Raw genomic sequence first — 24,279 nt, 5'->3', positions numbered from 1 at the left:
ATTATGCGATCTATTTATCTAATACTCAGCATGCTATTCATCAGTGGTTGCTCAATCGTTGAGATGACTGATTCAAGTGAAAAAACCGCCCTGAAAAAAGTGGGCTTTATACAGCAGCAACTCACCCTAGCAGAGGGCGGCAAACTCAATTATTGGCAAGCAGGGCAAGGTAAAACAGTGCTGCTTATCCATGGCTTTGGCGGCACGGCAGTCACTAGTTGGCAGCAAGTGATGCTTGAGCTGGTTAAGGATTATCAGGTCATCGCCGCAGATTTAGCCTGGTTTGGCGACTCTGTGAGTGAGGCGACTCCAAGTCTCGCGACTCAGTCACAAGCAGTTCGCCAGCTTATTGATGCGCTTAATGTCGACAAGGTCAATGTGGTGGGGATCTCCTACGGCGGCTTTGTCACTTTTGATTTGATGATAAACGAGCCTAAGGTTGCAAAGGCCGTGTTGCTAGCCAGCCCGGGTGTGCTGTTTTCTGATGCTGATCTCGAAGAGATGAATCAACGCTTTGCTGTTGAGAGCGCCACTGACATCTTTGTGCCGAAAAATGCCACTGAGATGCGCCGTTTACTCAATGGGACGTTTATCGACTTTCCTTGGTATCCGGCTTTTATCGATGACGCGATATATGCGCAGTATTTTGCTGGGTATCATCATGAAAAACAGGCGCTTATTGATAGTTTGCCGGCCGACAGGGACCGTGTAGCCACAACGGTATCGGCAGCGTTGTTACCGCCGAGTATGCTTATCTGGGGCGAGCGCGATCAAGTATTCCCCTTGGCATCGGGGATCCAACTGGCTACTTACTTAAACGCCCCTATAGTGGTTATTCCAAAGGGCGCTCATGGACTTAGCAATGATTACCCTGAGATTATCAGCCAAGCAATAAAGGCGTTTGTACAATGATGATAGCTAAGTTAACTTTGTTAACGAGGCAAAGTGTTGTCGTGGTGATGAGTGTACTGCTGCTTGGCGCGTGTAGCAGCCCTGACTGGCAAGTGCGCGCCTTACCGAGTGATATTGCGATCGCTGCCGCGCTAGACAATGAGCCAGATCCCCTGTTGATGGGGGACGTTGTGCTGCAAGACTTGCCGTTAATGCGTATGCCTGAAGACGTTCGCCCCTGCTGCGCTTTTGGCAATGCACAAAAAGTCCAAGTCGGCTCATTGTCTGTACCCTTCTTTCGTTATGCTAATACGCTAGCGGTCGACAGTGTCGGACCACACGCGTTTGAGGCGGGAACCTTTAGCTACCAAAAAGATGCGCCTAATGGCAGCCGTGGTGGCGAGAATAACGGCCAAATTTACACCCTCCGCGGTGGCTTTATCGATTTAGCCCATGTTCGCGATACAGCGGATAATGCCATTGCCTTGTTCTATCGAATCTTTCCACAACTGGGTTTGCCACAAAGTATCGTACTGCCTGATGAAATTGGTCCGCGCAGCATAGAGCTCAAAGCCTTTGATAGCTCAGGTTTAACAGCCGCTCAGCGCTGGGAACTTGCCGCGGCCATATCGGTGCGATTGGCTTACTCTATGGCAGAAGCTCATGAAATAGCGCAGTGGCACGGCTATCGCAGTTGGGCGCCGTGGTCTGAAGCGGTATCGGCCTATTCACCTGAAGATCTTTACTCCAATATGTTGGGCGCCAAAATCGCATTAGCCTTGCTGAGCAATAATCTAGCGATGAATAAAGAGCTCTATAACCAACATATGACCCAGTGGCTCGCAGCGACGCTCACTTGGTTAGAGCCTGTTGCCATCGAACAAACCAATGCGCTATTTGATGTCATTGATGGTGTGTGGTGGGATTCAAAGCAACCCTTGCCGAGTAAGTTTATGCTACTCAAACGCCATTATGCGTTAGGCGATAAACAGTCCCCTTATCTAGTGCCAAAAGCCTTAGCGAGTTCCCATGTTAAATGGAACGGGATTGCCGAGCTTTATGAAACGGATATTGAGCCGCATCACTTAGCCCTGAGTAACACCCTTCATGGAATAGACATTGACGCTATTGCTCAGCAAAAACTGCTGGTGGCGGATAAATTCACAGCCAGCTTTAGTCATATCCCCGAGTCGCTATGGCGTAATGGATTTACTCAAGCTGATTTTTATCGCATCAGTGAATACAACCAAATACAAGATTCAATTGAATTGCAGCAGCATATTCAGCAGCGGGCTAACGACCTTACTGAGTTAGAGGTACAACCATGACAGGCGGCAATATCGCTAAAACGCTAATTCTCAGTATTGTTTTAACGGGTACGCTCAAAGCGCCCCATGTTGCAGCCACAGAGTCGACAGGCGTCCAAGCACAAGATGATGACGTGTCTCAGGGTTGGCTGGAGGATTTCTTACAAACCCTAGGTGCTGATGGTGAGTTTAACCCCGATAAGCTGATCGATTTTAGCTATCTGCCGGGACCCTTTTATAATCCAGAGATGGATCTCGGGGTGGGGATCTCTGCGGTCGGCTTGTACCAAGTTGATCCCGATGATGAGGTGAGTCAATTATCATCTTTGGTGATTAATGGTTTGGCCTCAACCAATGGTGCATTAGGGGGCGCGATTGCCAATAAGACCTTTATCAATCAAGACAAGCAGCGCTTCTACCTTAATGCCGAGCTCTATGATGCACCCGATGTGTTTTACGGCGTCGGTTATGACAGTAATCATGCCGACATTAACCGTGTGGAGTATAACCAGCGAATAGTATCGATTAAGCCGATGCTGTTACAGCGGATGAGCCCCAGCAGTTTTGTGGGTATAGGCTTTGATTTTAGCTATGCTAGCGCCGATAGTATTAACCCCTTGGATTCAAATGTTGTGACTGATGAGTTGCAAGAAAGCTCGCGTAGTGTCGGGGTTAACCTGCTGCTAAATCATGATACTAGAGACAACGTATTAAACCCGCAATCCGGGCGTATCTTGGAGATTGACGCCGCTTTTTATCGACAGATCTTAGGTAGTAAAACCGACTTTGAGGTGTATAACGCGCTCTACAGCGAATACATTCAAACCGGCCGTGGCGAAGATATCTTAGCCTGGCAGGTTCGCGGCCGCTTTACCGCTGGCAATGTGCCTTGGGATCAGTTATCAAAGGCGGGCGGTGGCGATCTATTGCGTGGCTATACCTCGGGTCGATATCGCGACCAACAAATGCTGCTCACGCAAGTAGAATACCGACTTAATCTTCCCGGTCGCCATGGCATGGTGTTCTGGGGCGGCGCTGGCGTAATCGCAGCTGATGTTAGTGAGTTTGATTCTGATAAAATCTTGCCTAACGGCGGGGTGGGCTATCGCTTTGAAGTTAAACCAAGAGTGAATTTGCGCTTAGATATGGCATGGGGCGATGGCGATAGGGGCTTTTATTTTAATGTTAATGAAGCATTTTAGCGGCGCAGATGTAAGTAATTTTGGGGCTCTATTGAGCCCCAATTAATACCTACTTAGGTTGTTTTTAATGCTTATATTGAAAATTGCATGGTAAATTGAACATAGTCAGAAGAACCATTTTCAGCATTATTCGACTCGGTAATGGTATCCATCACTTCGTAACGACCCACTTCAAAACCCACTTTTAACTCAGGTGTTAAATTGGTGAAGAGGTTTACACCAATCTGATATCTATCGGTCTCTTCCTCTTCTGTCACAGTACGTCCATAGAAAATGCTTGAACGCATGGTGTCATTCCAAAAATGTCGATAGGAAATGGTACCAGCTGTAGTTGTTTCAACTTCACCGTTGTAGATATCTCTTGCAGCAACAGTACCGACATAGCGACCTAGATTTCCATAATGTAACTGGATACGCAGATCATCTTTACCTATCATGTGAAACTTTGCTGCTGCAGAGCCACCAAAAGAGATTTTGTCTGTATTTTCAGGATCTAAGTATCTAACGAGTGCCGATACCGAGATATTGCCCCAATCGCCCTTAGTATCGTGGCGTACAATCATGTCTGGAATATAGTCGTCACTGGTACTTAATTTTTCACCCTTTTCATCAGTACCGTAAGTGTTTGGGTTTTCCAACGCAAACTGCCAATCACCGTGCTGGTATCTGATCAATCCTTGACGGATCATGGCTTCACCCACTAATGGTCCACCTAAATCTGCAGATTCAGGAAAGGTACTGGTATTAATCAGTGTTGACCATGTTTGACCAAACGTAATATCTTCGTACTTAATATAAGCATGGCGTAATCGAGGGCTGTATGAGTTAGAAATAACACCGTTGCCCTGTGATGAACCAACAAAATCGATTTCAGCAAAACCGACGACTCCGTTATGGGTAAACTTGGCATTGAAACGACTTTCCTGAGCACTGATCTGGGTTTTGTCACTGCTTTCGCTTTGCATTGCCCCAGAACCAATCCACATAGTGTTGTATGGAACCTCTCCACCGATATAACGTATGTTGCCTTTAATGAAACCACCGACTTCAATGTCGGCCGCTGCAGCAGAGGCAGAAAAGGCGGTGAAACATGCTAGCGCTATTGGAACTAATTTATTATTCATCATCATTAATCTCGTTTTTATTATTGAGCTAAATTACATCTCTTCAAACCATGTGCGGTGACATTCGGCACAAACCGGTGCTTTTTTCTCGTGCTCACCGTGACAAGCTAGGCAGCTGGCGCCCTGGTTGTAGTGGAATGATTTGTGTGGGTTAGCTTCGCTATAAGTCAGGTTGTTTTCATCAATTTCGATACTGTTTATATCGCCGTGACATTCAACGCAGGCAGCGTCATTCGCGGTAGCCTTTCCCGAACCTTGGTGGCAACTTTTACAACCATCTTCGTAAAGGAATTGGTGATTAGTGCGGCCTTGGGTGCTTCCTTTTACTGACTCAAGTTCGCCAGCGAATGCAGAACCTGCAACAGTCAGGCTTAATAACAACGTTAGAAGATACTTTTTCATTGAGATTACCCTTTTACTTCAGACTTGATTGTTTCGGCGACGATCATTCCAGAGGCGATACACTCGAGGCAGGATGTTGAACTTAGGCGTGTAACGCCGTGAATACCGCCTGTGACTTCACCCACTGCGTACATCTTTTTGATCGGCTTCATAGAGCGACCATCGACAACTCTGCAGCCAACGTCTGTTTTTAGCCCGCCCATACAGTAATGAACCTTTGGCCACACGCGAGACACTACAAACGGCGCTTTTAATTCAACCGCGGTATCCATCTTTCTGTTGAAATCAGGATCTGTTCGAGTAATAACGTTCTTGTTATGTTCTGCTACGGTCTTTTTTAGATCAGCCAAAGGAACGTTAAATTGCTCTGCCATCTGTTCTAAGCTGTCTACTTTCCACGCCATCTTGTCACGTAGAGAACGCACAACTCGGTCATCACTAATGTGGTCATCATGGTTGAAGAAAACGATTGGGTAAGCAGGAGAGTTATCTTTGTAACGATTTTTCATGATGGCGTCAGAGCAGGTTTTTCTGTCTGCACGCTCGTCCATAAAGCGCTTACCATTTAACACGCTAACCGCAATACCTTCATGCCAGCTAATGGATAGCAGAGCTACTGACCAACCAAACCCGCCCTCATCAGGAGAACCCCAGTGACCGGTTTGAATCATGTTCATGTGAACAGGAAGCGCACCATGAGCCATAGCGGTCAAGGTCACTTCACCCGTTGCGCCAAGTGCGTTAGTGCAATCAAGAGTTGGATCTAAAGAAGGGTCTACTGCGTTGCGCAGTTCCATGTTACGAGCAAAGCCGCCCGTTGCTATGATTACCGCTTTGTTAGCTTTAATGAATATAGTTTTGCCGGTTGTGATATCTGGGAATCGGTAATTTTGGCGTACTTTTAGGCCAATAATTTCGCCGTTGTCCATGATGAAATCTTCAATATAATGCTGCAAACGGTAATCAATACCCTCAGCCACGCCAGCTTCATATAATTTGCTTGTAATGTCGCCACCGGTGCCATGTTTCACACGAATTGCTCGCGGTTTATTCTGACCACCTACCTGAATATTAAAGTCTTTTCTAAAGACGACACCGGAACTAATACACAGGTCGTAAACATCCATCGCTCTGTCAGCGATTTTTTCTAAAATGGCTTTGTTCGCCATTCCGCGACCAGCAACGACTTGATCGTTTACTAGTTCAGCTGGGGAGTCATCAGTTACGCCTTGCGAGAGTTGGATAGGGTTTCTTGGCACTGCTAACCAACCACCGTTAATGGCAGAGTTACCGCCAATGACCTGCATCTTTTCTAAAACGACTACTGATCCCAGACCTTGTCGTTTTGCGTGAAGCGCAGCGCTCAAGCCTGCAAACCCTGACCCTAAAACGATAACATCGGCAGATTCGTCCCAACTTATCTTGCCGCACTCACTGGCTAGAACCGTTCCTGGCATGATGGCGGCTGCACTGCCTACAGCAGCTCCAGCGCCAAGCTTTAAAAAATTTCTTCTGTTAAACATCTATCCATCCTCATTATTGGTATGGGGTAAAGATAAACTGTTAAATAAAGGTTAAAGGTGAACTGCGTCACGATATTTTTTGGGTGGAAAACTTATTCGTGAGAAAGGTCTTGAATAATATTACCCGCTAAATCACAAACGAGCTCATTATTATATTTAATAATATGCCTTTTGTTTATTTTATTTAGACTGAATAATGATACTCATCAATGGTATAAATCTAGCTGAATATTAATGTATGGTTTTATGATAACTGAACTACCAATTATAATGTTGCCGTCATTTCGTTGTGGAACTGAAATATAATTTAATACCATGTGAAGTGACACTGTGGGGTGTGATTTTTTTTGATGCTGTAATGAGGTGGTTGATAAAATGTAAAGAAAAGAAAGCCTTCGGCTTAGTGCGAAGGCCAGGCTTCAATTTTCAGTGTGTGCCTTTATCTAAAGCCTTAAATTTAATGGTAAATAATTACTGGGAACACCAACGCGTCCATTGTGTTGCTGTACGGTTAAAGTAGAGGAATTAGGAAATGTTATAAGTGAGCAAAGTCACGTCTTTTCTTAAGAGGTAAACATATTCGTGACTAAGGTCTTGAATATCTTTTCTTTGCCTTCGCTAATAGTATGTTAACTAAGTGAGGTGTTATACATATTTGGCCTTTTGGTTAAGTTTTTCGCTGTAATGTTGACGTGATATAAGCCTCAAAGGCTATTAATTTACTGGTGTTAATGTGAAGTGAGTCGCGATTGGTAGAGATATAACTTTTAACTGTAATAGATAAAAATGCATACTTGTAATGACTGGAATAAAGAGGATTGTGATGATGAAATGTCCAACTGAAACACTATCAATGATTCGCTGTAATCAAATACTCGATGCTGCTGAGCAATTGATAGAGTCACAAGGCATTGTGTCATTTAAGTTCTCACAACTTGCAAAGGAAGTGAGTTGTTCAACGGGAACCTTGTATAAGTTTTTTGAAAGAAAAGAAGACGTATTGGTTTGCTTGTTCCTTAGAAGTGCCACCTCTAACCACTTGCCCATATTTGTAAAAGAACACCCTGACTTAACTGCTCAAGAAAAAGTACTACTGCCTATTTTATTTACTTTTGAAACCATTAAGCGCAGTAAAAGCTTTTCTACTTTACGCTCGATATCGGTTCATCCTATGGTGTGGAAGATGGCGAGTGACGAGAAGGTAACTCGCTTTAAAAAGCGTATTGATGCCTTTTGGGAGTGGTTTACCGTATCACTCACTGAAGCGGCAGATAATGGTGAATTAGATACTACTCCTTTGCAGATAAAAGAATTGGTGCAGGGGATAATCTTTTTCTTGACCGGCAGCCTGACTCAATTTGAAAGTGAATTAATTGCGCCTAAATATCTGGCTAATCGCCGTGAGACTTGTTATCGCCATTTAGCGCACTTGATGGGACAGTACAAATGGGCAAAGCCGTTAACGCCCGAGTTATATGACTTATTGGCTCAAAGAAGTTCAGATTTCTTCGATGAGCATCATCGTGATCATATGACTTGCTCAGCCTGCAGCGCATTAGCTTGTGCATCGAGTGTTCCCCATTCTGACTGTTCACGTTTAGAAGCCATCGGCAGATAAAAAAGCCCTTAATAAAAGGGCTGGATCGAATAAAAAGGGTGATGTTTGAGATGATGTCACTGATCCAAAAATGAAAACTCGTGGCAATCGTGTACCAATTGTGGGGGAGCAATTACCATGAGTTTCGGCTATTACTTAGCAGTAATAGCCGAAGTCGTACTAATACAATTAAAATAGCAAGCTAAACTCAGAGCGTGTATTTCACTGAGAGTTGAGCATAATTAGAATCAACATCGGCATCAACATTTTCCCCTTTCATAGCAAACCTGCCCACTTCGAAACCCACGGCGAGTTTTGGGGTTAAGTTTTGGTATAAGTTGATACTCCATTGGGTATTTTCGGCTCCGTCTAAATCTGTTTCTACACTACCGTATAGTAGGGTCGATCTTAGTGTGTCGCCCCAGTAATGACGGTAAGAGACTAAGTAAGCAGTGGTTTCTTCAACCTCTTCACCGACTAAATCTTTGGCGGCAGCAACACCGACATATCTGCCTAATTCACCTTTATGGAATTGGAACTTTAAGTCATCTTTGCCGAAAGTACTCAGCCGACCAGCGATTGATCCACCAACAGCGGTTTCACTTTGCCCTAAATCGGTATTGAGCTGGCGCCCCAGAGCAGATACTGACACATTCCCCCAATCCCCTTTGAAGTTATACCTAGCAACAACATCGGGTAATTTGTCGTTACTGCTATCACCACCATAAGATTCAGGGTTTTCGAGTGAGACTTGGAAATCGCCTAAGTCATAGCGTATTTGTCCTTGCCGAATGAATGCCAAGCCAACCATAGCACCACCAAAATCTGCAGACTCTGGAATGGCACTTGTATTCATGAACGTTGTCCAAGTTTGGCCCACGGTGAAGCTTTGGTATTTGATAAAGGCGTGGCGAAGTCGTGGATTGTAAGAGTTTGAAATGACCTCGTTGCCGCCACCGCCGTAGAAATCCATTTCTACAAATCCCATCACATCACCGTGTTCAAATTTCATGTTGAAACGAGACTCATTGGCCAATATTTTAAATTGTGAGTCGGCTTCAGATAAAGGGGTCCCAGTTCCGCTCCAAAAATCTTTGTAGGCTACGTCACCATCGACATATCGAGTATCTACTTTTAGATACCCGCCGAAGGTTAATTTGCTTGCATCGTCTAGCTGAATTTCATAGCTAGCGTTAGCCGCAGTGGCGATGCTTAAAAGTGAACCTATGAGTGCGACTTTTCGCATATTGCTATTCATCATGTAAATTCCTTGCTGCCTGTTAATCCGTGCCATTCGAAACGAATGCATCAATCTCTAGATAAATTTAACGATACCGTTAGCTAACCCGAGCAGGGTGCTGCGAGTTAGCGGCTATCAGTGCAGTTATTTAAATTTAGGGAAATCAAAGTTGTGGCAGTCCATACAGATGGCTTGCTTTGGTTTATGCTCTCCGTGGCATTCCATGCAAGGCGCTTCTTGGCCGTAATGCATGCTGTCATGAGGATTTTGTCTGGCTTCATGTCCTTCACGTTTTGTTTGCTCGGCCAGTTCACCCATGTCATGGCATTGTAGGCAAGAGTCATCTGATGGGAAGGCTTTCATGCCTTGGTCATGACAGGTTTTACAACCTGAGTCGTATACCATTTCATGATAGTCACGTTGATCGCGAGCTTGAGCCGATAGTGCGATACAGCCGCCAAGAACGAGCACAAGTAATGTGTTGATTTTCTTCATCGTAATATTCCTTATGCTTTCATCATTGAACGTGCGGCTGTAACACCAAATGCCATGCATTCTGGGGTAGAGCAGCCACCGAGTCGGCTGACACCATGCACACCACCAGATACTTCTCCGGCGGCATATAGGCCAGGGATCTTGCTGCCGGTCTTGGCCGCAATCACTTCAGCCTGGGCGTTGATTTGAATACCGCCTTGGCAGTAGTGCACTTTTGGCCATAGGCGTTGCACAATAAAGGGGGCGGTAAGGTAGATGCCTGTACTCATGTTCATCCGTTTGCCAAACTGTGGGTCTTCGCCAGTTTTGACATACTTGTTCCAGTCATCTATCTGGGCTTTAAGCTCTTTTTTAGGTAAGTCGAAATGTTTGGCAATGGCTTCTACACTGTCAAATTCCCAGGCAACGTTATATTTCAGCACGTTATTCATAGAGGGGTCTTTCATTGCTTCATGCTTTGGAGCAATTAGCAGCGCGGGGTTAGGTTTGCCATCTTTATCACGACGCTGAACCTCTAAATCAGCACGAGTCTTACGATCCGCAGTTTCATTCATAAAGCGCTGCCCGGTATTACGGTCAATCGCTATGGAATGTGGGAAGTTATAGAGGGAGAAACCTGCACCGTAACCAAAGCCACCTTCATCAGGTGACGCCCAAGGGCCAGATTGAATAAAGCTCAAGTGAATTGGCATTGCGCCTTCTGCCAGCATGGCGATAAGGCCATCACCTGTAGCGCCACGCGCATTGGTGCAACCCACTTCATTGCCCAAGTTAGGGTCTAATGCTTGACGAAAGCTGACGTTAGCGCCAAAACCACCCGTGGCAATCAGCACACCTTTTTCGGCTTTTACATTAATTAACTCGCCAGAGCCTTCGTGGCCAAAGTGATAGCCACGACGAATTTGAATGCCCAGTACGGTGCCATCTTTGGCGGTGATTAGATGTTCAAATTTATGGCGAATTTTGGTTTTAACACCATAGCTTCGAGCCGTTTTTAACATCGGACGGATGAAGCCAGCGCCGCTACGCTCTACCACTTGATGGCTACGCGTGGCACTTGTGCCACCAGTGTTGATGATGTGGTCGCGATAAACACAACCGCAATCTTTGGTGAGTTGGTAGATATAGGGACCAAGTTCTGCGCTGTGCCTGAGGAGTTCTTCGCTGGCATAACCACGACCCGATTTAAGTTGGTCTTGTACCATCAACTCAACGCTGTCTTTTATACCTAATTTTTTTTGCAGATCAGTATTGGCGAAGCAGGCTTGGCCAGCATTCAAGGTGCTATTACCACCATAGACGCCGAGCTTTTCAAATATCACGATATCTTTAGCACCTAATTTGCCCGCTTCTACTGCTGCGGCAAGCCCGGCAAATCCAGAGCCGACGATAACAATTTCATGCTTTTCATCCCATTGAACGTCGGAAGAATTAGCACTCACGGTGAGTGGTGCTAACGCCCCAACAGCTGCAGCGCCAGCGCCAAGTTTTAAAAATGAACGTCTTGTTTGCATATTATAATCTCCAATTAACTTGGGCTAACAATATGCTTCTGGTTATAAGTCTATTATGCGTGATGTCACACTTTATATTGGATAAGAAAGTTTTTTGTGGGGTTGTTCAAGAAAATGTTTCTTTTAGGTATCTAATTGTTTTTAGGCTAATAAAATAAGGGGCAAATAATAAGCTTTAGGTGATCTTATGCATTGTCCAAATAACCATCCGGATGCTATTCGCTGTAATCAGTTATTGGATTCTGCAGAGAAACTAATTGAAAATCAAGGTGTTGTGTCATTTAGGTTCGCGCAGATCACTAAGGATTCAGGTTGTTCTACCAACACCTTATATAAATACTTTGAATCTAAAGAAGATGTGCTCGTGTGTTTGTTTTTAAGAAATACAACCTCGAGCCTAATTCCACTTTTTATAAAAGAAAATCCTGATTTAACTATTAATGAACGCTCTGTTATTGCGGTATTATTTACCTTTGAAGTTGTGAAGAGAAGCCCAATATTTAACATTTTGAGAGTGGTCTCTATTAATAGCATGTTTTGGCAATTAGCCAGCTCTGACAAAATTTCCATTCTTAAAAGTAGAGTTAATCTGTTTTGGAGTCGTATTAAGCGCCCGCTAGAAGATGCGGTTGTGTCGGGTGACCTAGCAGCGACTGAAACGGATATAAAAGAGTTGACTCAGGCATTGTATTTCTTCCTTGCGGGGGTCACGTCCTCTTTTGAGAGTAAGTTGATGGATGAGCAGTATCTCACTTCCGACGATGCCATGGGGTTTCGGCATATAAGCCGATTAATGAATCGCTACCACTGGCGCAAGCCTATTAGCCAAGAGATGATGCAGGGGTTATCTAAGCGGATCGAAGACTTTCTTGATCAGGGGCATGACAATATTCGCAGCTGCGAAAATTGTTTAACGATTGGGAAAAAATCCGATTGTAGAGAGCTTGGTAATTAAGTGAAAATTAATGCGGTTGCAGTATTGATTATTCTGAGTGCAAAATTGCTTGGCTATAGTTGCGATTTTGGGTTGAATAAATTAATGCTAGCCCCCGTTTCACTTGACTTTTTTGTGACCACTGCATAGTCTGCTCAGTCAGTATTCAAGGTGGTATGCAATGCAAATAAACTATAATTTAAAACCTGCGTTAGAGCGTCGTACTGAGCAGTTCCAACCAAGCACAAATGTTGGTTTCGGTAACCTCAGAACTGACCATATGTTTTTAATGGATTATCGCGATGGCCAGTGGTGTGAGCCTAGGATTGTACCCTACGGCCCATTTCAAATCGCGCCAGGTGCAATTGCATTGCATTATGGCCAATCTGTGTTTGAAGGTGCTAAAGCATTCCAACATGAAGATGGCGAAATCTATACTTTCCGCATTGATAAAAATGCCGAGCGTCTAAATCGCTCTGGGGATATTATCTGTATTCCCCCAATCCCTGAAACACTGCAAATTGATGCCATTAATGCCTTAATTGATGTCGATAGATTGTGGTTCCCAATGCAGGAAGATGCCTGTCTTTATATTCGACCCTTTGTGTTTGCGACTGAAGACAGATTATCGGTGAGCCCGAGCGAGCAGTACACGTTCTGCGTGATGTTAAGCCCGAGCGGACCTTACTATAGTGATGGTTTTGACAAAGCGATCCGTTTATTAATCAGTGAGCGTTTCCACCGTGCTGTGTCTGGCGGAACGGGCGCATCTAAAGCGGCTGGCAACTATGCGGCATCATTAAAAGCGGGTAAAGCGGCGGCAGAGTATGGTGCAGCGCAGGTGCTTTATTTAGATGCTAACAATAAGCAGATTGAAGAGGTGGGTGCGATGAACCATTTCCATGTGCTTAAGGATGGCAGCATCATTATCCCTACGTTTACAGATACTATTTTGAAGTCTATTACTTCACAATCGATTCTCGATTTAGGCGAGCAGCTGGGCTGTGAAGTACGCCAAGAAACAGTGATGCTGGATAAGTTTATTGCCGATATAGAATCAGGCGAAATTATTGAAGCGGGCGGCTTTGGCACTGCGGCAGTAGTATCGCCAGTAGGCTCTTACATCTTTGAAGATAACCGCATCGTCACCGTCGGTGATGGTAATGTGGGCGAGCATACCAAGCGAATTTACAAGGTATTGACCGAGATCCAAAAGGGCCATATAACAGGACCTGAAGGCTGGGTTAAACTGGTTGAGCGACGAGTGTAATACTGTTGTTTTGCGCTAAAAACTAAAAGCTCCCAATGGGAGCTTTTTTATGGCTGTTTTTCTACTGCTGGTTACCTAGTTCTATAATCGAAAGCTGGTGTTAATCCGCACTGCTTGATGGGTGCTATTTTGCACGGTTGGATGAAACTGCTGTTCAGATGCCTTGGCCGTGCGCGCTTTATCGAGAAGTTCTCCCGTTGTGCTGTTGATTATTTCTAGTTGCTGCATCTGTCCGTCACTATCAACGACGAAGGAGACTAAGTATTGAGTCCCAGCAAGCTCGGCATCAATTTCAGCGTTCGTATGTAAACTTTTCTGCCAATGAATTAACTTATCTTTTGCTACCCAATACTTAGCAAAGCTTGTGCTATCAATATCTAGAATACGAGGGGCTTGCTGGTTGATGATGTTCGTGCAACCTAGCAGTGACGTGGACATGAATAGTAAATACGCCAAAGAGACATTTTTTAGCTTGGGGCAAATGACAGACATTAAAGATACCTTGTAGAACAAGTGTTGAGCAAATGTTAAGTTGAGTGTCAATATATAGGTCGAAAGTATTACTGTCTAGGTGTCGAGTTCACAATATCAAATAGTTTTCTAATGACATTTGCTGATATCTATTGCAGCTTCTTTGAGGTTAGTGCTGCATAGCTGCAGGATTAGCGTGAATAACAAGCAATAAAAAAGGTGCACTGAGTGCACCTTCATATGGATTAGAAGCCGTTTATTAAGGCTCTTTTTTCTCTACCATTAGCTCTGTAGGAGCACCGTGTTTTATCATTAGCTGGTGGATCTCTTCATCCTTTTCTAACCAAAGTTGGTTTAGCCAGCGTTGAAACTCGACGCGACAACTCGACTCAGAGAAGTAGCGCTTACTATCCACTTCGGGTACTGGAAGGACTTTGACCCGCACCACAATTTTTTTCAAGCGGCCATGCATCACTTCATGCAAAGCATCTTTCTTAAATACTTCTGGGTAGAGTACCGTCACGTTAAGCACGTTAGTAAACTGCTCACCCATCGCCGATAAAGCAAAAGCGATCCCGCCAGCCTTAGGGCGTAATAAATAGCGGTAAGGTGAGCCTTGGCGTCTGTGTTTCTCTTCGGTAAAGCGGCTACCTTCGACATAGTTGATTATCGAAGTTGGCATAAAGCGAAACTTCTTACAGGCTTTACGAGTGCTCGCTAAATCTTTGCCTTTTAGCTTAGGGTTTTTCTTTAACTTTGCCGGGCTGGTTCGGCTCATAAAAGGCATATCAAGTGCCCAACAACCTAAGCCAAGAAAGGGCACATACATGAGTTCACGCTTCAAAAAAAACTTAAGCATAGGGATATTATTACGCAGTACATAAGTTTGTACCGCAATATCCAAACCACTTAAATGGTTACTAATCAGTAAGTACCAGCTTTTTTTATCAAGGTTTTCTAAGCCTTCAACATCCCACTCCATATCGGCTAACAGCATTAGAATGCCGCCATTACAGGTGGCCCATCCCCACATAAAGCGGTTCATGAGGCGGGTGAGTAGCACTCGTCCAGCAGTAAAGGGCACTATCAGCTTTATGATCCCACCAAGTGAGATCAGTGTGGTCCAGATAACGGTGTTGATGATCAATAAAGTGGTACTCATAAAATACAAAAATGAGCCGGGTAAAAAATTCAACATCTTGTGTTAAGCCTCTTCTCTGGATGTTTTTACTTGTGCTAACTCAGTAAGCACTTGATCTTTTTGTTGCCAAATTTGATTTAGCTGGTTTTGGAACGCAATCTTAAACTCACGATCTTTAATATAATCGCCACGTAGAGATTCGCCAATTTCGCGCACTCGAATATGCACCTTGATCTCTTTAACTTGTCCGCTAATAAACTCCCAATAAGTAGGTACCTTATCTGGGTAGCAAATAGACACATCAACCAACTTATGAATATGGTCGCCCATCGCAGATAGCGCAAAAGCCATACCACCAGCTTTAGGTTTGAGCAGGTGGGTGAACGGTGAGTTTTGTTTTTGATGTTTGCCCGGATGAAAGCGTGTGCCCTCAACAAAGTTCATCACACTCACAGGCTTACTTTTAAACTTAGCGCAGGCTTTACGAGTTATCTCGATATCTTTACCGCGCAGCTTCGGGTTTTTACGCAGCTGTGCATTGCTATAGCGGCGCATGAAAGGAAAATCCAGTGCCCACCAAGCGAGCCCTAAAACCGGCACGAAGATTAATTGTTGTTTCAGGAAAAACTTCAGAAAAGGAATTTTGCCATTTAATACCCGCTGCAAAATTAAAATATCGACCCAGGATTGGTGGTTGGCAATCACCATATACCACTCTTTAGGCGACAGTTGTGCATCACCCTGGACATCAATAGTGACGGGATGGAAGATGTCTTCAATCACCCCATTACAACTGATCCACGAACTGGCACAGAAATCGAGAAAATAGGTGCAAGCGGTACGCGTAAGACTGAGAGGAATTAGCTTGAAAATACTGAATACTAAAATGGGAGTCACCCAAAAAGTAGTATTAATGATGTAAAAGAAGAACGCTAAACTTCCCCTGATGCGTGACACAATCGCGCCCATTGAGATCCCCAAGATAAAAAACGGAGACCTATAGTACTCGTTGTAAAGATTTGTCTCAATCTAGATGTTAATTTTTGCAGAAAAAAGCAGCAAATAAGTTGTTTTAGCGGATCCGCTACCGACAGTGGATCTCACTGTGTAGACCTAAGTCGGGTTTTGTTAAGTGATTCTGCTTAGCACTGCTTAGTACTGCTTTAAGCTGGTCAGTAATCGATCGACTGCTCGATAACCTAGTGCTTGAGCGATATGGCGCCGCGATACATCTTGCTCCTGTTGCAGATCCGCTATGGTGCGCGCAACACGTTGTAGCCGATGATAACTGCGCACCGACAAGCCTAATTTATTGACACTTTCTTCTAGAAATAGCAGATCTGCTGCGCTAAATCTGGCCTCGTTTTTGAGTTGTTTGCCGCTTAAGTCACTGTTGAGCGTACCCGAGCGCGATAACTGAACCTCTCTTGCCGCATGCACCCGTTGAGCGACAGTCGCACTGGTTTCAGCGTGAGTATCACTGCTATTGAGCGCCCCTAAAGGCAGTTTTGGGACATCAATGGTTAAATCAAAGCGGTCGAGAAACGGCCCTGACAATTTAGATAAATAACGGATGATCTGCTCATTGCTGGCTCTGGCATTATTCACATCGCCGCAGGGGCTGGGATTCATGGCCGCCACCAGCTGAAAGCGACATAAAAAATTAAGCTTGGCCGCGGCACGAGAAATGCTCACCTCACCCGTTTCCATCGGCTCGCGCAGGCAATCGAGTACTTTGCGTGGAAACTCAGCCACTTCATCTAGAAACAGTACCCCGCGATGGGCGAGGGATATTTCCCCCGGTTTTGGTATGGCGCCACCACCCACCAATGAAACAGCCGAACTGGTATGGTGCGGGCTCCGAAAAGGCCGTTGATAGAATTGCTGCCGCTGCATATTTTGTCCGGCAACAGAGCGAATAGAGGCGACTTCAAGCGCCTCTTCGTAACTCAGAGGGGGTAATAGCTGCATCATGCGACTGGCGAGCATGGTTTTGCCTGTACCGGGTGGACCCAGCATCAGTAGGTTGTGGTTGCCTGCGGCGGCTATCTCTAATGCTTGTTTCGCGTGTTGCTGGCCTATCACTTCACTGAGGCAGTTACTGGTATTGTTGCTGTTGCTGCTAATGTCGGGCGTCGGTGTAATCCACTCCAGTCCAAGGTCAATGCTGGGTAACTCAGACTGACCGTGCAGGTAAGCGGCTAATGATTGCAGGTGAGTGGCAAATAGTACTTTGTCGAAACCCACTAATTCGGCATCGGCTCGATTATCAATCGGCAGTATTAGGCGGTTGTTTGCTTGGCTCGCAGCCACAATCACCGGCAGTATTCCTGGGCAATAACGTACATGGCCTGAGAGGGCCAGTTCACCGACAAACTCATGTCGTTCAATCGACTTGGGTGGAATTTGTTTTGAGGCCGCGAGAATGCCAATGGCAATCGGCAGATCATAGCGGCCCCCCTGTTTTGGCAAGTCAGCTGGCGCTAAGTTAACGGTAATGCGGCGCATTGGGAACTCAAATCCAGCGTTAATCAGTGCGCTGCGCACCCGCTCTTTGGCTTCTTTTACTGAGGCTTCGGGGAGTCCGACTAAAGAAAAGGCAGGTAAGCCATTACTTAAATGGACTTCGACAGTGACGGGAGGGGCGTCGACGCCACAACTGGCGCGGGTTGCAACACAGGCAAGTGCCATTAACAAATCCTTTTGTTTAGTGGTGGATAGCCCTAAATTCCAATGCGGGCTGAGGTAAGTTTAGCTAAGGTTATGAGTTTTTGGGTTTTGAATTTATTTGATGATTAGGGTTAAGGGCAAGTGCATCAAGCTGCGCTTGATCTTTTAGAGATAAAGTCAAGGTCGTGGCGCTTCGCCCATTCTTGTCATTAAGAGTCGAGCCAAGGGGTAAAGTGCTTGTACCCGCTCTTGGTTTCATAAGAGTCAAACCCTCAGCGCCCCGGCGAAATTTAAAAAGCAAAATTTCCAACGGGGGAGATTGGCGTGTTCTGCAGGCTATACAGAGTAGTGACTTTTGTGGTTTTAAATTAAGAACTCAAATGCCGGGAGTTTACGCTTTTCAAACCCAGTGTAGATATGCCTGAGGCCGTCGAAAACAGGGATGTTTTCGTTGAGCTCACACGGATGTGCTTGCAGCGAGTCTCAGGCATGTCTGCACATGCGCTGGCCGCAGGCCATTGGAACCACTGTATTCAAGCGTCAAGCTGCGCTTGACCTGAGTCGTGGCGCTTCGCCCATTCTTGTCATTAAGAGTCGAGCCAAGGGGTAAAGTGCTTGTACCCGCTCTTGGTTTCATAAGAGTCAAACCCTCTGCGCCCCGGCGAAATTTAAACAGCGAAATTTCCAACGGGGAAGATAGGTATCTATGAGTCGGGTGCTTAGACTTATGAGTGGTGTTTAATATTGGGGTTGTGAAAGAGGGAACTATGGGGTAGACAGTTACGCTGACCCCAATTGTTTCCAATTTATTTATTTTTTTATACGCTTTACCACGGCAGAATTATTATTGGGTAAAAATAATATTCTAGTTTCTTGACCTTCCAGCCGGTCTAAATGAGCAATAAATAGGTTACCTATGCTTGCTGTGCCGTCGTCCTCCTTTAAGAACGATTTTGAAAATGCTTCCCAATCACTTACTTCCTGATAATAAATAGAGGTGGCGCAAGCGATGTCTCCACAAGCTAATCTATCTACTACTATAGTTTGATTGTTGCTTATAAAGTTATCGATACGGTCATTCAATTTATATTCACGTTCAAATGAAGCTTGCTCCACTTTACTCGCTGATAATGTCTCCATCACATTCTGGAAATTGTTACTAGCTAAAATAACAGAGATCTCATCAGCTTTTACATTATGACTTAACTCATCGATGATTACTTTCTGTATATCAAGGTTTTGCTTAATCACGCAGGCTTGATGTATAAGCTCATCTTCACACAGAGCTTGCTTTATATTATCAGAGATATGGTGGTGTTCTTTCTGCTTGTCTAAATGTTGATGTAAGGAGTCATGTGCTGTTGCAATATCATTTCCGAGTGATTTTCGTTTAAAATTAGCATGAAGGGGGGCTCGCTTTGAATTTTCCTTCGTCTGTTTTATATTTTCAATTTCTGATAATGGTGCCTCACCATGATTGTGAGCCCCGCTAGACTCATCAATAAAATAATATTGATACCCTAAGCCGATGAGTAATGCAGCCATTATTAATATAATTATGTTTTTCATAGTAATCCTTACTTAAATAGTGCATTTACAGAAATGAAAATGCACTAGTCCCACATATTAATGATGCGCTAGGCTTATTCATAGGCGCACACTAAACCTAATTACCACTTTCACCAGTACGACCATCAGCACCACCATCACCATCGTGATTACGATAAACAGTTGTAGTCCTTCCACCACAACAATCTTCAGTTGTTGTCGTTCCTTCGTCTGAATTTGTTGTTACAACACAGCCATTTGTACAGGTAGTCTCTGAAACATGAGTAGCATTTGCTGCGCTTACGATGACAAGTAGTGCAAAGCTAGATGTTGTTAATAGTCTGGTTATTGCCTTTTTCATATTATTCCTTTAATAGTTTGTTGGTGGCCAAGCAGAATATATAGAGCTAATCAGGCTATCAAGTTCATTATTTTCATCTTGGGCAAGAGAGCTATAAGGTCATTGGGATCAGAGTAAACTTTAGTAAATAGCACACACTGGTGCTAGAAGATTCCGCTTTTCAAACCCAGTGTAGATGCGGCCGTGACCGTCTATGACCTGGTGAGAGATAACGAAGTTATCAAGTTCTCGAACGAGAGGGATGGATGCCGAACTGGCTTTTTAACAAGGATGTTATTCGTCATGGCCGAGCTTCCAAGGCCAATTCTGTTCCAGACAGAATTTGGCATTCCCTCCGTCCTTGGAGGTCAGATGGACTTGCAGCGCGTCACGGCAGTGTCTGCACATGCACTGGCCGCAGGCCATTGGAACCACAAATGTATCGTTTTGCACCTGTGCTTGAAGATAACATTCAACTTAGAGCGACGTCAGTCGCAACTAAAGCTGACATTGTTTCAAAGTCTGATAGCTAAAATCCTTATACTCACTGTGACTCGAGCCTAACTCGGGATCAAACTCCCCTGCCCAGGTGGATATATCCTCATGGGTGGCCCAGATATTCATCATCGCCATCAGGGTTGATTCGCTGGTTGTGGGAATATAAGCATTCTCGCTAGCGTTAACTTGATGCACTAATAAACCATCGACATACCACTGAATTTTACCCGCTGACCAACGGATACCGTAACGGTGAAAATCTAATGCAGCATCGAATTGCAGAGGGATAAGTAAGGCATTTTCACCCGCTGCAGGCTCACCATTGCGCCAGAAGTTGATCTGCATGAAGTTGGTGTTATCGCCGAGAAATTCAATATCAATCTCATGGTGCAGCCCATTGCCATTAGAGGCAACATCGTAGGGGCTGGCAAATAGGAAGAAGCTACTGACCACACCTGCACGTGCGGCAGGTTTCATATTGACCTCATAACAGCCATAACCTCGGTACTCATGGCTGCGTAGCTCGCCCGAGACCCAGTCAGGAGCCGCTAATGATCCATGGTTACTCAAGGTGAGTTGCATCCCCTCACTACTGTGGCTAATGGCATCGGCTTGCCAGCGGTTAACAAACGGAAAACCATTGTGCCAGCCATCACTGGCCCACCAATGGCTGTAATCAAATAGGGTTAATGGGTCGATAAAACCACTACTTTTAGCCGACTTTCTCTTGGAGGATTTTTTAGTTGATGAGCTGGCTTTCTGCAAAGAGTCCTCCTTAGCAATACGCTGAGCAGAGACTTGCTGTTGTGAGAATTTCATTGATTTACCGCGTATTTTTATGTCTGACTTGTCGTTGGGTTTAGCTTGTAATGGGCTGTGGTAACTCGCGAGTAGGATACAGCTGAGGTAAAGAATGGAGCGTTTAGCGTGGCAAGTTGAGTGATATGGCATGTGGTCTCCAATAGTATAGTGACTTTTGGATGCCTAATTATAGCCCGCTGTTGGCATTAAGTTCGTTAATCTCCTCAGCGTCACTTTGTGGCTTAGCTTAACTCGAGGCTGGGTTGGAACTGGTTGTTGTCACTGTCATAGAGAACAAATGCGATTTCAATGGTGGCAGGCTGTTTGATATATTTACTTGATCAGTTGTAAAAGCTGTTGATTTATTGTGCATTTGTCGTTCTAATTGTGACCTGGATTTCCAACGGAAGGAAAATAAAATGAGCTCAGTTGACTCATCTTCAAATAATGTAACAGTAGAAAAAACCTCGCAATTTAAATTCCACGGCAATGGTACTGAATTCTTCGGGATTTGGATCGTTAATGTGCTGCTGAGTATTGTTACGTTAGGTATCTACTCTGCGTGGGCGAAAGTCAGAACCAATAATTATTTTTATGGTAACACTGAGCTTGATGGCGACCGATTCGAGTATTTAGCGCAACCAATGCAGCTACTCATTGGTCGCATGATTGCACTTGTCGTCGTTATTGGTTGGAGTGTCTTGAACGTAACTCATCCTTTAGCGGGTGGTGTAACGGCTGTTTTGATTGCTTTCATCGTGCCTTTCCTTGCCGTAAGGAATGCCCGTTTCGATGCACGAGTGACGCGTTTTCGTAATGTCCGTTTCGATTTTAAGGGTGGTTACGGCGGCGCTTATATTAACCTCCTACTCAAACCCCTGATTGCTTATGCCATTATCATTGGTGGCACCGTGGCTCTCGTGGTTGGCTTTAAAGCAATGTCCGACAGTATGGCTAGCGTGGGTATTGGGCTGGGACTGCTATTTTTTGTGGTGGCGACGGCATTGACCTATGCATGGGTTACCGTGGGCTTTAGCCAATATATCGTCAATGGTTATCGCTATGGTGGCAAGCCATTCAACGCAAGCCTGCAGGTACGCGAATACGTAAAAATTGGCTTAACAGCAGCAGCGATATTTACAGCAATAATCGCTGGCTTAGTTGCAGTGGCATACGCTTCAGGTATTGGTAGTAGCTTGATGGCCGTTTTTGCAGGAGCTGGTGAGGAGGACTTAAAGAGTGATCCGTCAATGTTGATATATATCTTTGGCGGCTACTTTGGCTTCTTATTGTTGACTGTGATTATTGCCGCTTACGTCAGGGTTTGTACTCGAAATTATCTGTTTAACCAAACCAAGCTTGATGACGAATTACAACTGGTATCGGCCATGAAAGTGGCAAGCTTTTTTGGACTTATCCTGACTAACTTACTGATTACAGTCTCCACCCTCGGTCTAGGTCGTGCGTGGGTGGCGGTTCGCACCGCGCGTTACATGAGCTCAGTCACGGCTGTTGAAGGTGATCTAAACCAATTTAGTGTCGATGATCATAATGCAACCACCAGCAGCGCTATTGCGGATGAAGTCGCCGATGCGTTTGACATTAATCTCGGCATTATCTAACAAGGATTATTAGGTGAATCATCAAGTTGATGGGCATGTTCTTGGGCCTAAAAATTCGAGCAAACACCCAGCATCTTTGCTGTTAGGGAGTCATGGTCAACTGACATTAAGCAGTGAGTGTTGTAATACTCAATGTCAGTTAGAGCATGCTTTGTTGAGTCGAAGTATCGGGGCAATGGCTCGCACCATTACCTTTGATGGTGGCTTTGTCTTTGTTTGTAATGAACCGCAGCGGCTTAATCGCTGGATTGCGCAGCATAGCTCAACACCCCTGATTGCAAAATTAGAGGCTAATCTTGCGCTGATCATATTGGCAACTGTGTTTACTGCTATCGTGGGCTACGCGACGTTTGTTTATGGGGTGCCAGCTGCCGCTAAGGTGGTTGCACATATGCTACCTGTGTCAGTTGAGCGCGAAGTGGGCGAGCATAGTTTGACCATGCTCGATGATATGGGTTTTGAAGCGTCTGAATTAGCACCAGAGCGGCAGGCTCAATTGCAGCAGATGTTCAGTGCTACGGTTGAAAAGCTAGACCCTCATACGGCGGCATTCTCGCAGACACCTAAGCTAATGTTACGCCACACTGGTGAGATGGCTAACGCATTTGCACTTGCTGACGGTCACGTTATTTTGACCGATGCTATGGTCAATCTTGCCGCTAATGACGCCCAACTTGAAGCTGTGGTGTTACATGAACTGGGCCATATACAGCAGCGGCATATTCTGACCAATTTAGTGCAATCAGCTATCTTGTCGATAAGTGCAGCGTTAATCGTGGGCGAGACCAGCGGCATTTCTGACATCTTAGTCAGTTTTACCGTGCTGGGCACCAGCTTAAGTTATTCGCGCCAGCATGAGCGCGAAGCTGATGAATTTGCGGCAACATACCTACAGCGCTGGTACCAAAGTACTGCATCACTGGTGCAGCTTTATCAAGCATTGGATGACGGTCACGATGTGGATATTCCCGGTTGGGCGAGCACTCATCCTGAATTAACTGAACGGATTGAGACTCTTCAGTTGCATGACACGAGCCAACAATGAATCTACTATTTTGATATGCAGTTAAAAACAGCAGAGTGATAGCGAAAAAGCCTTTCTCTATGAAAGGCTTTTTTGTGGCTGCAATAGATTGGAAGTTGCTAAATCGTTGCCCTTTAATTTGACTGCCAGCCGTATGAGTTGCCTTTACTATCAGTTACGCTACTAACAATTGAGATCAGAGTAAACTATTGGGGTCAGAGTCTGAGGGATCCCCACGAATTTAATAGGATGCTTGTGGCTCCCTAACTAAATCCTGCAGCGTCTTAATCCCTGCTCGCCAATGAGACTTCAGCAACTTTAAATGGCTGTCTTTGTAGGCTCTTAGCCCTATAAACTGGTTTGATAACACATTTCGATGTTTGATAGAGTTTGCTTGGTATTGCCGATGTTTATTAGCTGCTTTGACAGCCAATCCGAGAAGGTACAGCATGAATTGAGACAGGCAGGCTATGAGTAGTAGAACGCTTAGTTTATGCAGGAGCCTTGAGCCACTATCATTCATTTTCAAGCCCGTTTTCACGTCTCTAAAGCTCTCCTCTATCTGCATTCTTGTTGCATAAATCTTAACAATGCTTTTAGCGTTATCGCTCTTGCTACACAGTGAGGTTGCCAGCAACCAAGGTTCTTTTTCTCGTTCCGCACTT

General features: G+C 44.9%; 22 protein-coding genes. 8 read left to right on the top strand and 14 right to left on the bottom strand.

Annotated features, from left to right (window positions below):
• Window positions 1-3 precede the first annotated feature (3 nt).
• From L2755_RS10235 to L2755_RS10225, 3 genes are read left to right on the top strand one after another with little or no spacing between them, the layout of a single operon-like run.
• Window positions 4-912 (top strand): alpha/beta fold hydrolase, encoded by a 909-nt coding sequence (locus tag L2755_RS10235; RefSeq protein WP_248980594.1) that lies wholly within the window; start codon window positions 4-6, stop codon window positions 910-912.
• Window positions 909-2,219 carry a DUF4056 domain-containing protein gene (locus tag L2755_RS10230; protein ID WP_248980593.1) on the top strand — a complete coding sequence of 437 codons (1,311 nt, stop codon included), beginning with the start codon at window positions 909-911 and terminating at the stop codon, window positions 2,217-2,219. The genes L2755_RS10235 and L2755_RS10230 overlap by 4 nt, the downstream gene beginning before the upstream one ends.
• The gene (locus tag L2755_RS10225) at window positions 2,216-3,400 is read left to right on the top strand and encodes a BamA/TamA family outer membrane protein (RefSeq protein WP_248980592.1); all 1,185 of its coding nucleotides are present in this window, start codon (window positions 2,216-2,218) and stop codon (window positions 3,398-3,400) included. Before L2755_RS10230 ends, L2755_RS10225 begins: the two co-directional genes overlap by 4 nt.
• 71 nt (window positions 3,401-3,471) lie before the next feature.
• Here the strand turns inward: L2755_RS10225 and L2755_RS10220 are convergent, their stop codons facing one another.
• The 3 genes from L2755_RS10220 to L2755_RS10210 are packed head-to-tail and all read right to left on the bottom strand — an operon-like array spanning window position 3,472 to window position 6,449.
• Window positions 3,472-4,524, bottom strand: a complete 1,053-nt coding sequence (locus L2755_RS10220) for a DcaP family trimeric outer membrane transporter (RefSeq protein ID WP_248980591.1) — start codon at window positions 4,522-4,524, stop codon at window positions 3,472-3,474.
• A gap of 33 nt (window positions 4,525-4,557) precedes the next feature.
• The gene (locus tag L2755_RS10215; protein ID WP_248980590.1) at window positions 4,558-4,926 is read right to left on the bottom strand and encodes a cytochrome c3 family protein; all 369 of its coding nucleotides are present in this window, start codon (window positions 4,924-4,926) and stop codon (window positions 4,558-4,560) included.
• 5 nt (window positions 4,927-4,931) lie between these two features.
• The gene (locus L2755_RS10210; RefSeq protein ID WP_248980589.1) at window positions 4,932-6,449 is read right to left on the bottom strand and encodes a flavocytochrome c; all 1,518 of its coding nucleotides are present in this window, start codon (window positions 6,447-6,449) and stop codon (window positions 4,932-4,934) included.
• Between the two features lie 826 nt (window positions 6,450-7,275).
• Here L2755_RS10210 and L2755_RS10205 point away from each other — a divergent pair.
• On the top strand, window positions 7,276-8,067 hold the full coding sequence (locus tag L2755_RS10205; RefSeq protein ID WP_248980644.1) for a TetR/AcrR family transcriptional regulator: 792 nt from the start codon (window positions 7,276-7,278) through the stop codon (window positions 8,065-8,067).
• A 187-nt stretch (window positions 8,068-8,254) separates the two neighbouring features.
• On the opposite strand, the gene L2755_RS10200 is transcribed toward L2755_RS10205, so the two are convergent.
• The 3 genes from L2755_RS10200 to L2755_RS10190 form a co-directional block, all read right to left on the bottom strand.
• A complete protein-coding gene (locus tag L2755_RS10200; RefSeq protein ID WP_248980588.1) occupies window positions 8,255-9,307 on the bottom strand; it encodes a DcaP family trimeric outer membrane transporter in 1,053 nt (350 codons plus the stop codon).
• A 123-nt stretch (window positions 9,308-9,430) separates the two neighbouring features.
• Window positions 9,431-9,781 carry a cytochrome c3 family protein gene (locus L2755_RS10195; RefSeq protein WP_248980587.1) on the bottom strand — a complete coding sequence of 117 codons (351 nt, stop codon included), beginning with the start codon at window positions 9,779-9,781 and terminating at the stop codon, window positions 9,431-9,433.
• Window positions 9,782-9,792: 11 nt separating this feature from the next.
• Complete coding sequence (locus tag L2755_RS10190) at window positions 9,793-11,295, bottom strand: flavocytochrome c (RefSeq protein WP_248980586.1); 1,503 nt, start codon at window positions 11,293-11,295, stop codon at window positions 9,793-9,795.
• Between the two features lie 187 nt (window positions 11,296-11,482).
• On the opposite strand from L2755_RS10190, the gene L2755_RS10185 reads away from it, so the two are divergent.
• Both L2755_RS10185 and L2755_RS10180 read left to right on the top strand, forming a co-directional pair.
• Window positions 11,483-12,250 carry a TetR/AcrR family transcriptional regulator gene (locus L2755_RS10185; RefSeq protein WP_248980585.1) on the top strand — a complete coding sequence of 256 codons (768 nt, stop codon included), beginning with the start codon at window positions 11,483-11,485 and terminating at the stop codon, window positions 12,248-12,250.
• A 160-nt stretch (window positions 12,251-12,410) separates the two neighbouring features.
• A complete protein-coding gene (locus tag L2755_RS10180; protein WP_248980584.1) occupies window positions 12,411-13,499 on the top strand; it encodes a branched-chain amino acid aminotransferase in 1,089 nt (362 codons plus the stop codon).
• Between the two features lie 81 nt (window positions 13,500-13,580).
• On the opposite strand, the gene L2755_RS10175 is transcribed toward L2755_RS10180, so the two are convergent.
• The 7 genes from L2755_RS10175 to L2755_RS10145 all read right to left on the bottom strand — a co-directional run bounded on the left by L2755_RS10175 (window position 13,581) and on the right by L2755_RS10145 (window position 21,118).
• Complete coding sequence (locus L2755_RS10175) at window positions 13,581-13,991, bottom strand: energy transducer TonB (RefSeq protein ID WP_248980583.1); 411 nt, start codon at window positions 13,989-13,991, stop codon at window positions 13,581-13,583.
• A 238-nt stretch (window positions 13,992-14,229) separates the two neighbouring features.
• Window positions 14,230-15,168, bottom strand: a complete 939-nt coding sequence (yihG, locus tag L2755_RS10170; protein ID WP_248980582.1) for a 1-acylglycerol-3-phosphate O-acyltransferase, YihG family — start codon at window positions 15,166-15,168, stop codon at window positions 14,230-14,232.
• A gap of 6 nt (window positions 15,169-15,174) precedes the next feature.
• The gene (gene yihG / locus L2755_RS10165) at window positions 15,175-16,080 is read right to left on the bottom strand and encodes a 1-acylglycerol-3-phosphate O-acyltransferase, YihG family (RefSeq protein ID WP_248980581.1); all 906 of its coding nucleotides are present in this window, start codon (window positions 16,078-16,080) and stop codon (window positions 15,175-15,177) included.
• Window positions 16,081-16,263: 183 nt separating this feature from the next.
• Complete coding sequence (locus L2755_RS10160; RefSeq protein WP_248980580.1) at window positions 16,264-17,802, bottom strand: YifB family Mg chelatase-like AAA ATPase; 1,539 nt, start codon at window positions 17,800-17,802, stop codon at window positions 16,264-16,266.
• Between the two features lie 789 nt (window positions 17,803-18,591).
• Complete coding sequence (locus tag L2755_RS10155; protein ID WP_248980579.1) at window positions 18,592-19,350, bottom strand: hypothetical protein; 759 nt, start codon at window positions 19,348-19,350, stop codon at window positions 18,592-18,594.
• A gap of 97 nt (window positions 19,351-19,447) precedes the next feature.
• The gene (locus tag L2755_RS10150) at window positions 19,448-19,690 is read right to left on the bottom strand and encodes a hypothetical protein (protein ID WP_248980578.1); all 243 of its coding nucleotides are present in this window, start codon (window positions 19,688-19,690) and stop codon (window positions 19,448-19,450) included.
• 477 nt (window positions 19,691-20,167) lie between these two features.
• The gene (locus L2755_RS10145) at window positions 20,168-21,118 is read right to left on the bottom strand and encodes a family 16 glycosylhydrolase (protein ID WP_248980577.1); all 951 of its coding nucleotides are present in this window, start codon (window positions 21,116-21,118) and stop codon (window positions 20,168-20,170) included.
• A 269-nt stretch (window positions 21,119-21,387) separates the two neighbouring features.
• On the opposite strand from L2755_RS10145, the gene L2755_RS10140 reads away from it, so the two are divergent.
• Window positions 21,388-22,590 (top strand): YjgN family protein, encoded by a 1,203-nt coding sequence (locus tag L2755_RS10140; RefSeq protein ID WP_248980576.1) that lies wholly within the window; start codon window positions 21,388-21,390, stop codon window positions 22,588-22,590.
• Between the two features lie 13 nt (window positions 22,591-22,603).
• On the top strand, window positions 22,604-23,635 hold the full coding sequence (locus L2755_RS22300) for a M48 family metallopeptidase (protein WP_248980575.1): 1,032 nt from the start codon (window positions 22,604-22,606) through the stop codon (window positions 23,633-23,635).
• Window positions 23,636-23,855: 220 nt separating this feature from the next.
• Here the strand turns inward: L2755_RS22300 and L2755_RS10130 are convergent.
• Window positions 23,856-24,279, bottom strand: a 424-nt coding sequence (locus L2755_RS10130) for a transposase (protein ID WP_248980574.1), incomplete at its 5' end; no start/stop codon positions are given.

The sequence above is a fragment of the Shewanella abyssi genome (assembly GCF_023284025.1).
GTDB classification, from domain to species: domain Bacteria; phylum Pseudomonadota; class Gammaproteobacteria; order Enterobacterales; family Shewanellaceae; genus Shewanella; species Shewanella abyssi.
This window is presented reverse-complemented; position numbering and strand designations above follow the sequence as displayed.

What these genes read in the sequence shown, in the direction of transcription:
- L2755_RS10235 (WP_248980594.1), top strand. Translation starts at nt 4, where the DNA reads ATGCGATCTATTTATCTAATACTCAGCATGCTATTCATCAGTGGTTGC.
- L2755_RS10230 (WP_248980593.1), top strand. Translation starts at nt 909, where the DNA reads ATGATGATAGCTAAGTTAACTTTGTTAACGAGGCAAAGTGTTGTCGTG.
- L2755_RS10225 (WP_248980592.1), top strand. Translation starts at nt 2,216, where the DNA reads ATGACAGGCGGCAATATCGCTAAAACGCTAATTCTCAGTATTGTTTTA.
- L2755_RS10220 (WP_248980591.1), bottom strand. Translation starts at nt 4,524, where the DNA reads ATGAATAATAAATTAGTTCCAATAGCGCTAGCATGTTTCACCGCCTTT.
- L2755_RS10215 (WP_248980590.1), bottom strand. Translation starts at nt 4,926, where the DNA reads ATGAAAAAGTATCTTCTAACGTTGTTATTAAGCCTGACTGTTGCAGGT.
- L2755_RS10210 (WP_248980589.1), bottom strand. Translation starts at nt 6,449, where the DNA reads ATGTTTAACAGAAGAAATTTTTTAAAGCTTGGCGCTGGAGCTGCTGTA.
- L2755_RS10205 (WP_248980644.1), top strand. Translation starts at nt 7,276, where the DNA reads ATGAAATGTCCAACTGAAACACTATCAATGATTCGCTGTAATCAAATA.
- L2755_RS10200 (WP_248980588.1), bottom strand. Translation starts at nt 9,307, where the DNA reads ATGATGAATAGCAATATGCGAAAAGTCGCACTCATAGGTTCACTTTTA.
- L2755_RS10195 (WP_248980587.1), bottom strand. Translation starts at nt 9,781, where the DNA reads ATGAAGAAAATCAACACATTACTTGTGCTCGTTCTTGGCGGCTGTATC.
- L2755_RS10190 (WP_248980586.1), bottom strand. Translation starts at nt 11,295, where the DNA reads ATGCAAACAAGACGTTCATTTTTAAAACTTGGCGCTGGCGCTGCAGCT.
- L2755_RS10185 (WP_248980585.1), top strand. Translation starts at nt 11,483, where the DNA reads ATGCATTGTCCAAATAACCATCCGGATGCTATTCGCTGTAATCAGTTA.
- L2755_RS10180 (WP_248980584.1), top strand. Translation starts at nt 12,411, where the DNA reads ATGCAAATAAACTATAATTTAAAACCTGCGTTAGAGCGTCGTACTGAG.
- L2755_RS10175 (WP_248980583.1), bottom strand. Translation starts at nt 13,991, where the DNA reads ATGTCTGTCATTTGCCCCAAGCTAAAAAATGTCTCTTTGGCGTATTTA.
- yihG (WP_248980582.1), bottom strand. Translation starts at nt 15,168, where the DNA reads ATGTTGAATTTTTTACCCGGCTCATTTTTGTATTTTATGAGTACCACT.
- yihG (WP_248980581.1), bottom strand. Translation starts at nt 16,080, where the DNA reads ATGGGCGCGATTGTGTCACGCATCAGGGGAAGTTTAGCGTTCTTCTTT.
- L2755_RS10160 (WP_248980580.1), bottom strand. Translation starts at nt 17,802, where the DNA reads ATGGCACTTGCCTGTGTTGCAACCCGCGCCAGTTGTGGCGTCGACGCC.
- L2755_RS10155 (WP_248980579.1), bottom strand. Translation starts at nt 19,350, where the DNA reads ATGAAAAACATAATTATATTAATAATGGCTGCATTACTCATCGGCTTA.
- L2755_RS10150 (WP_248980578.1), bottom strand. Translation starts at nt 19,690, where the DNA reads ATGAAAAAGGCAATAACCAGACTATTAACAACATCTAGCTTTGCACTA.
- L2755_RS10145 (WP_248980577.1), bottom strand. Translation starts at nt 21,118, where the DNA reads ATGCCATATCACTCAACTTGCCACGCTAAACGCTCCATTCTTTACCTC.
- L2755_RS10140 (WP_248980576.1), top strand. Translation starts at nt 21,388, where the DNA reads ATGAGCTCAGTTGACTCATCTTCAAATAATGTAACAGTAGAAAAAACC.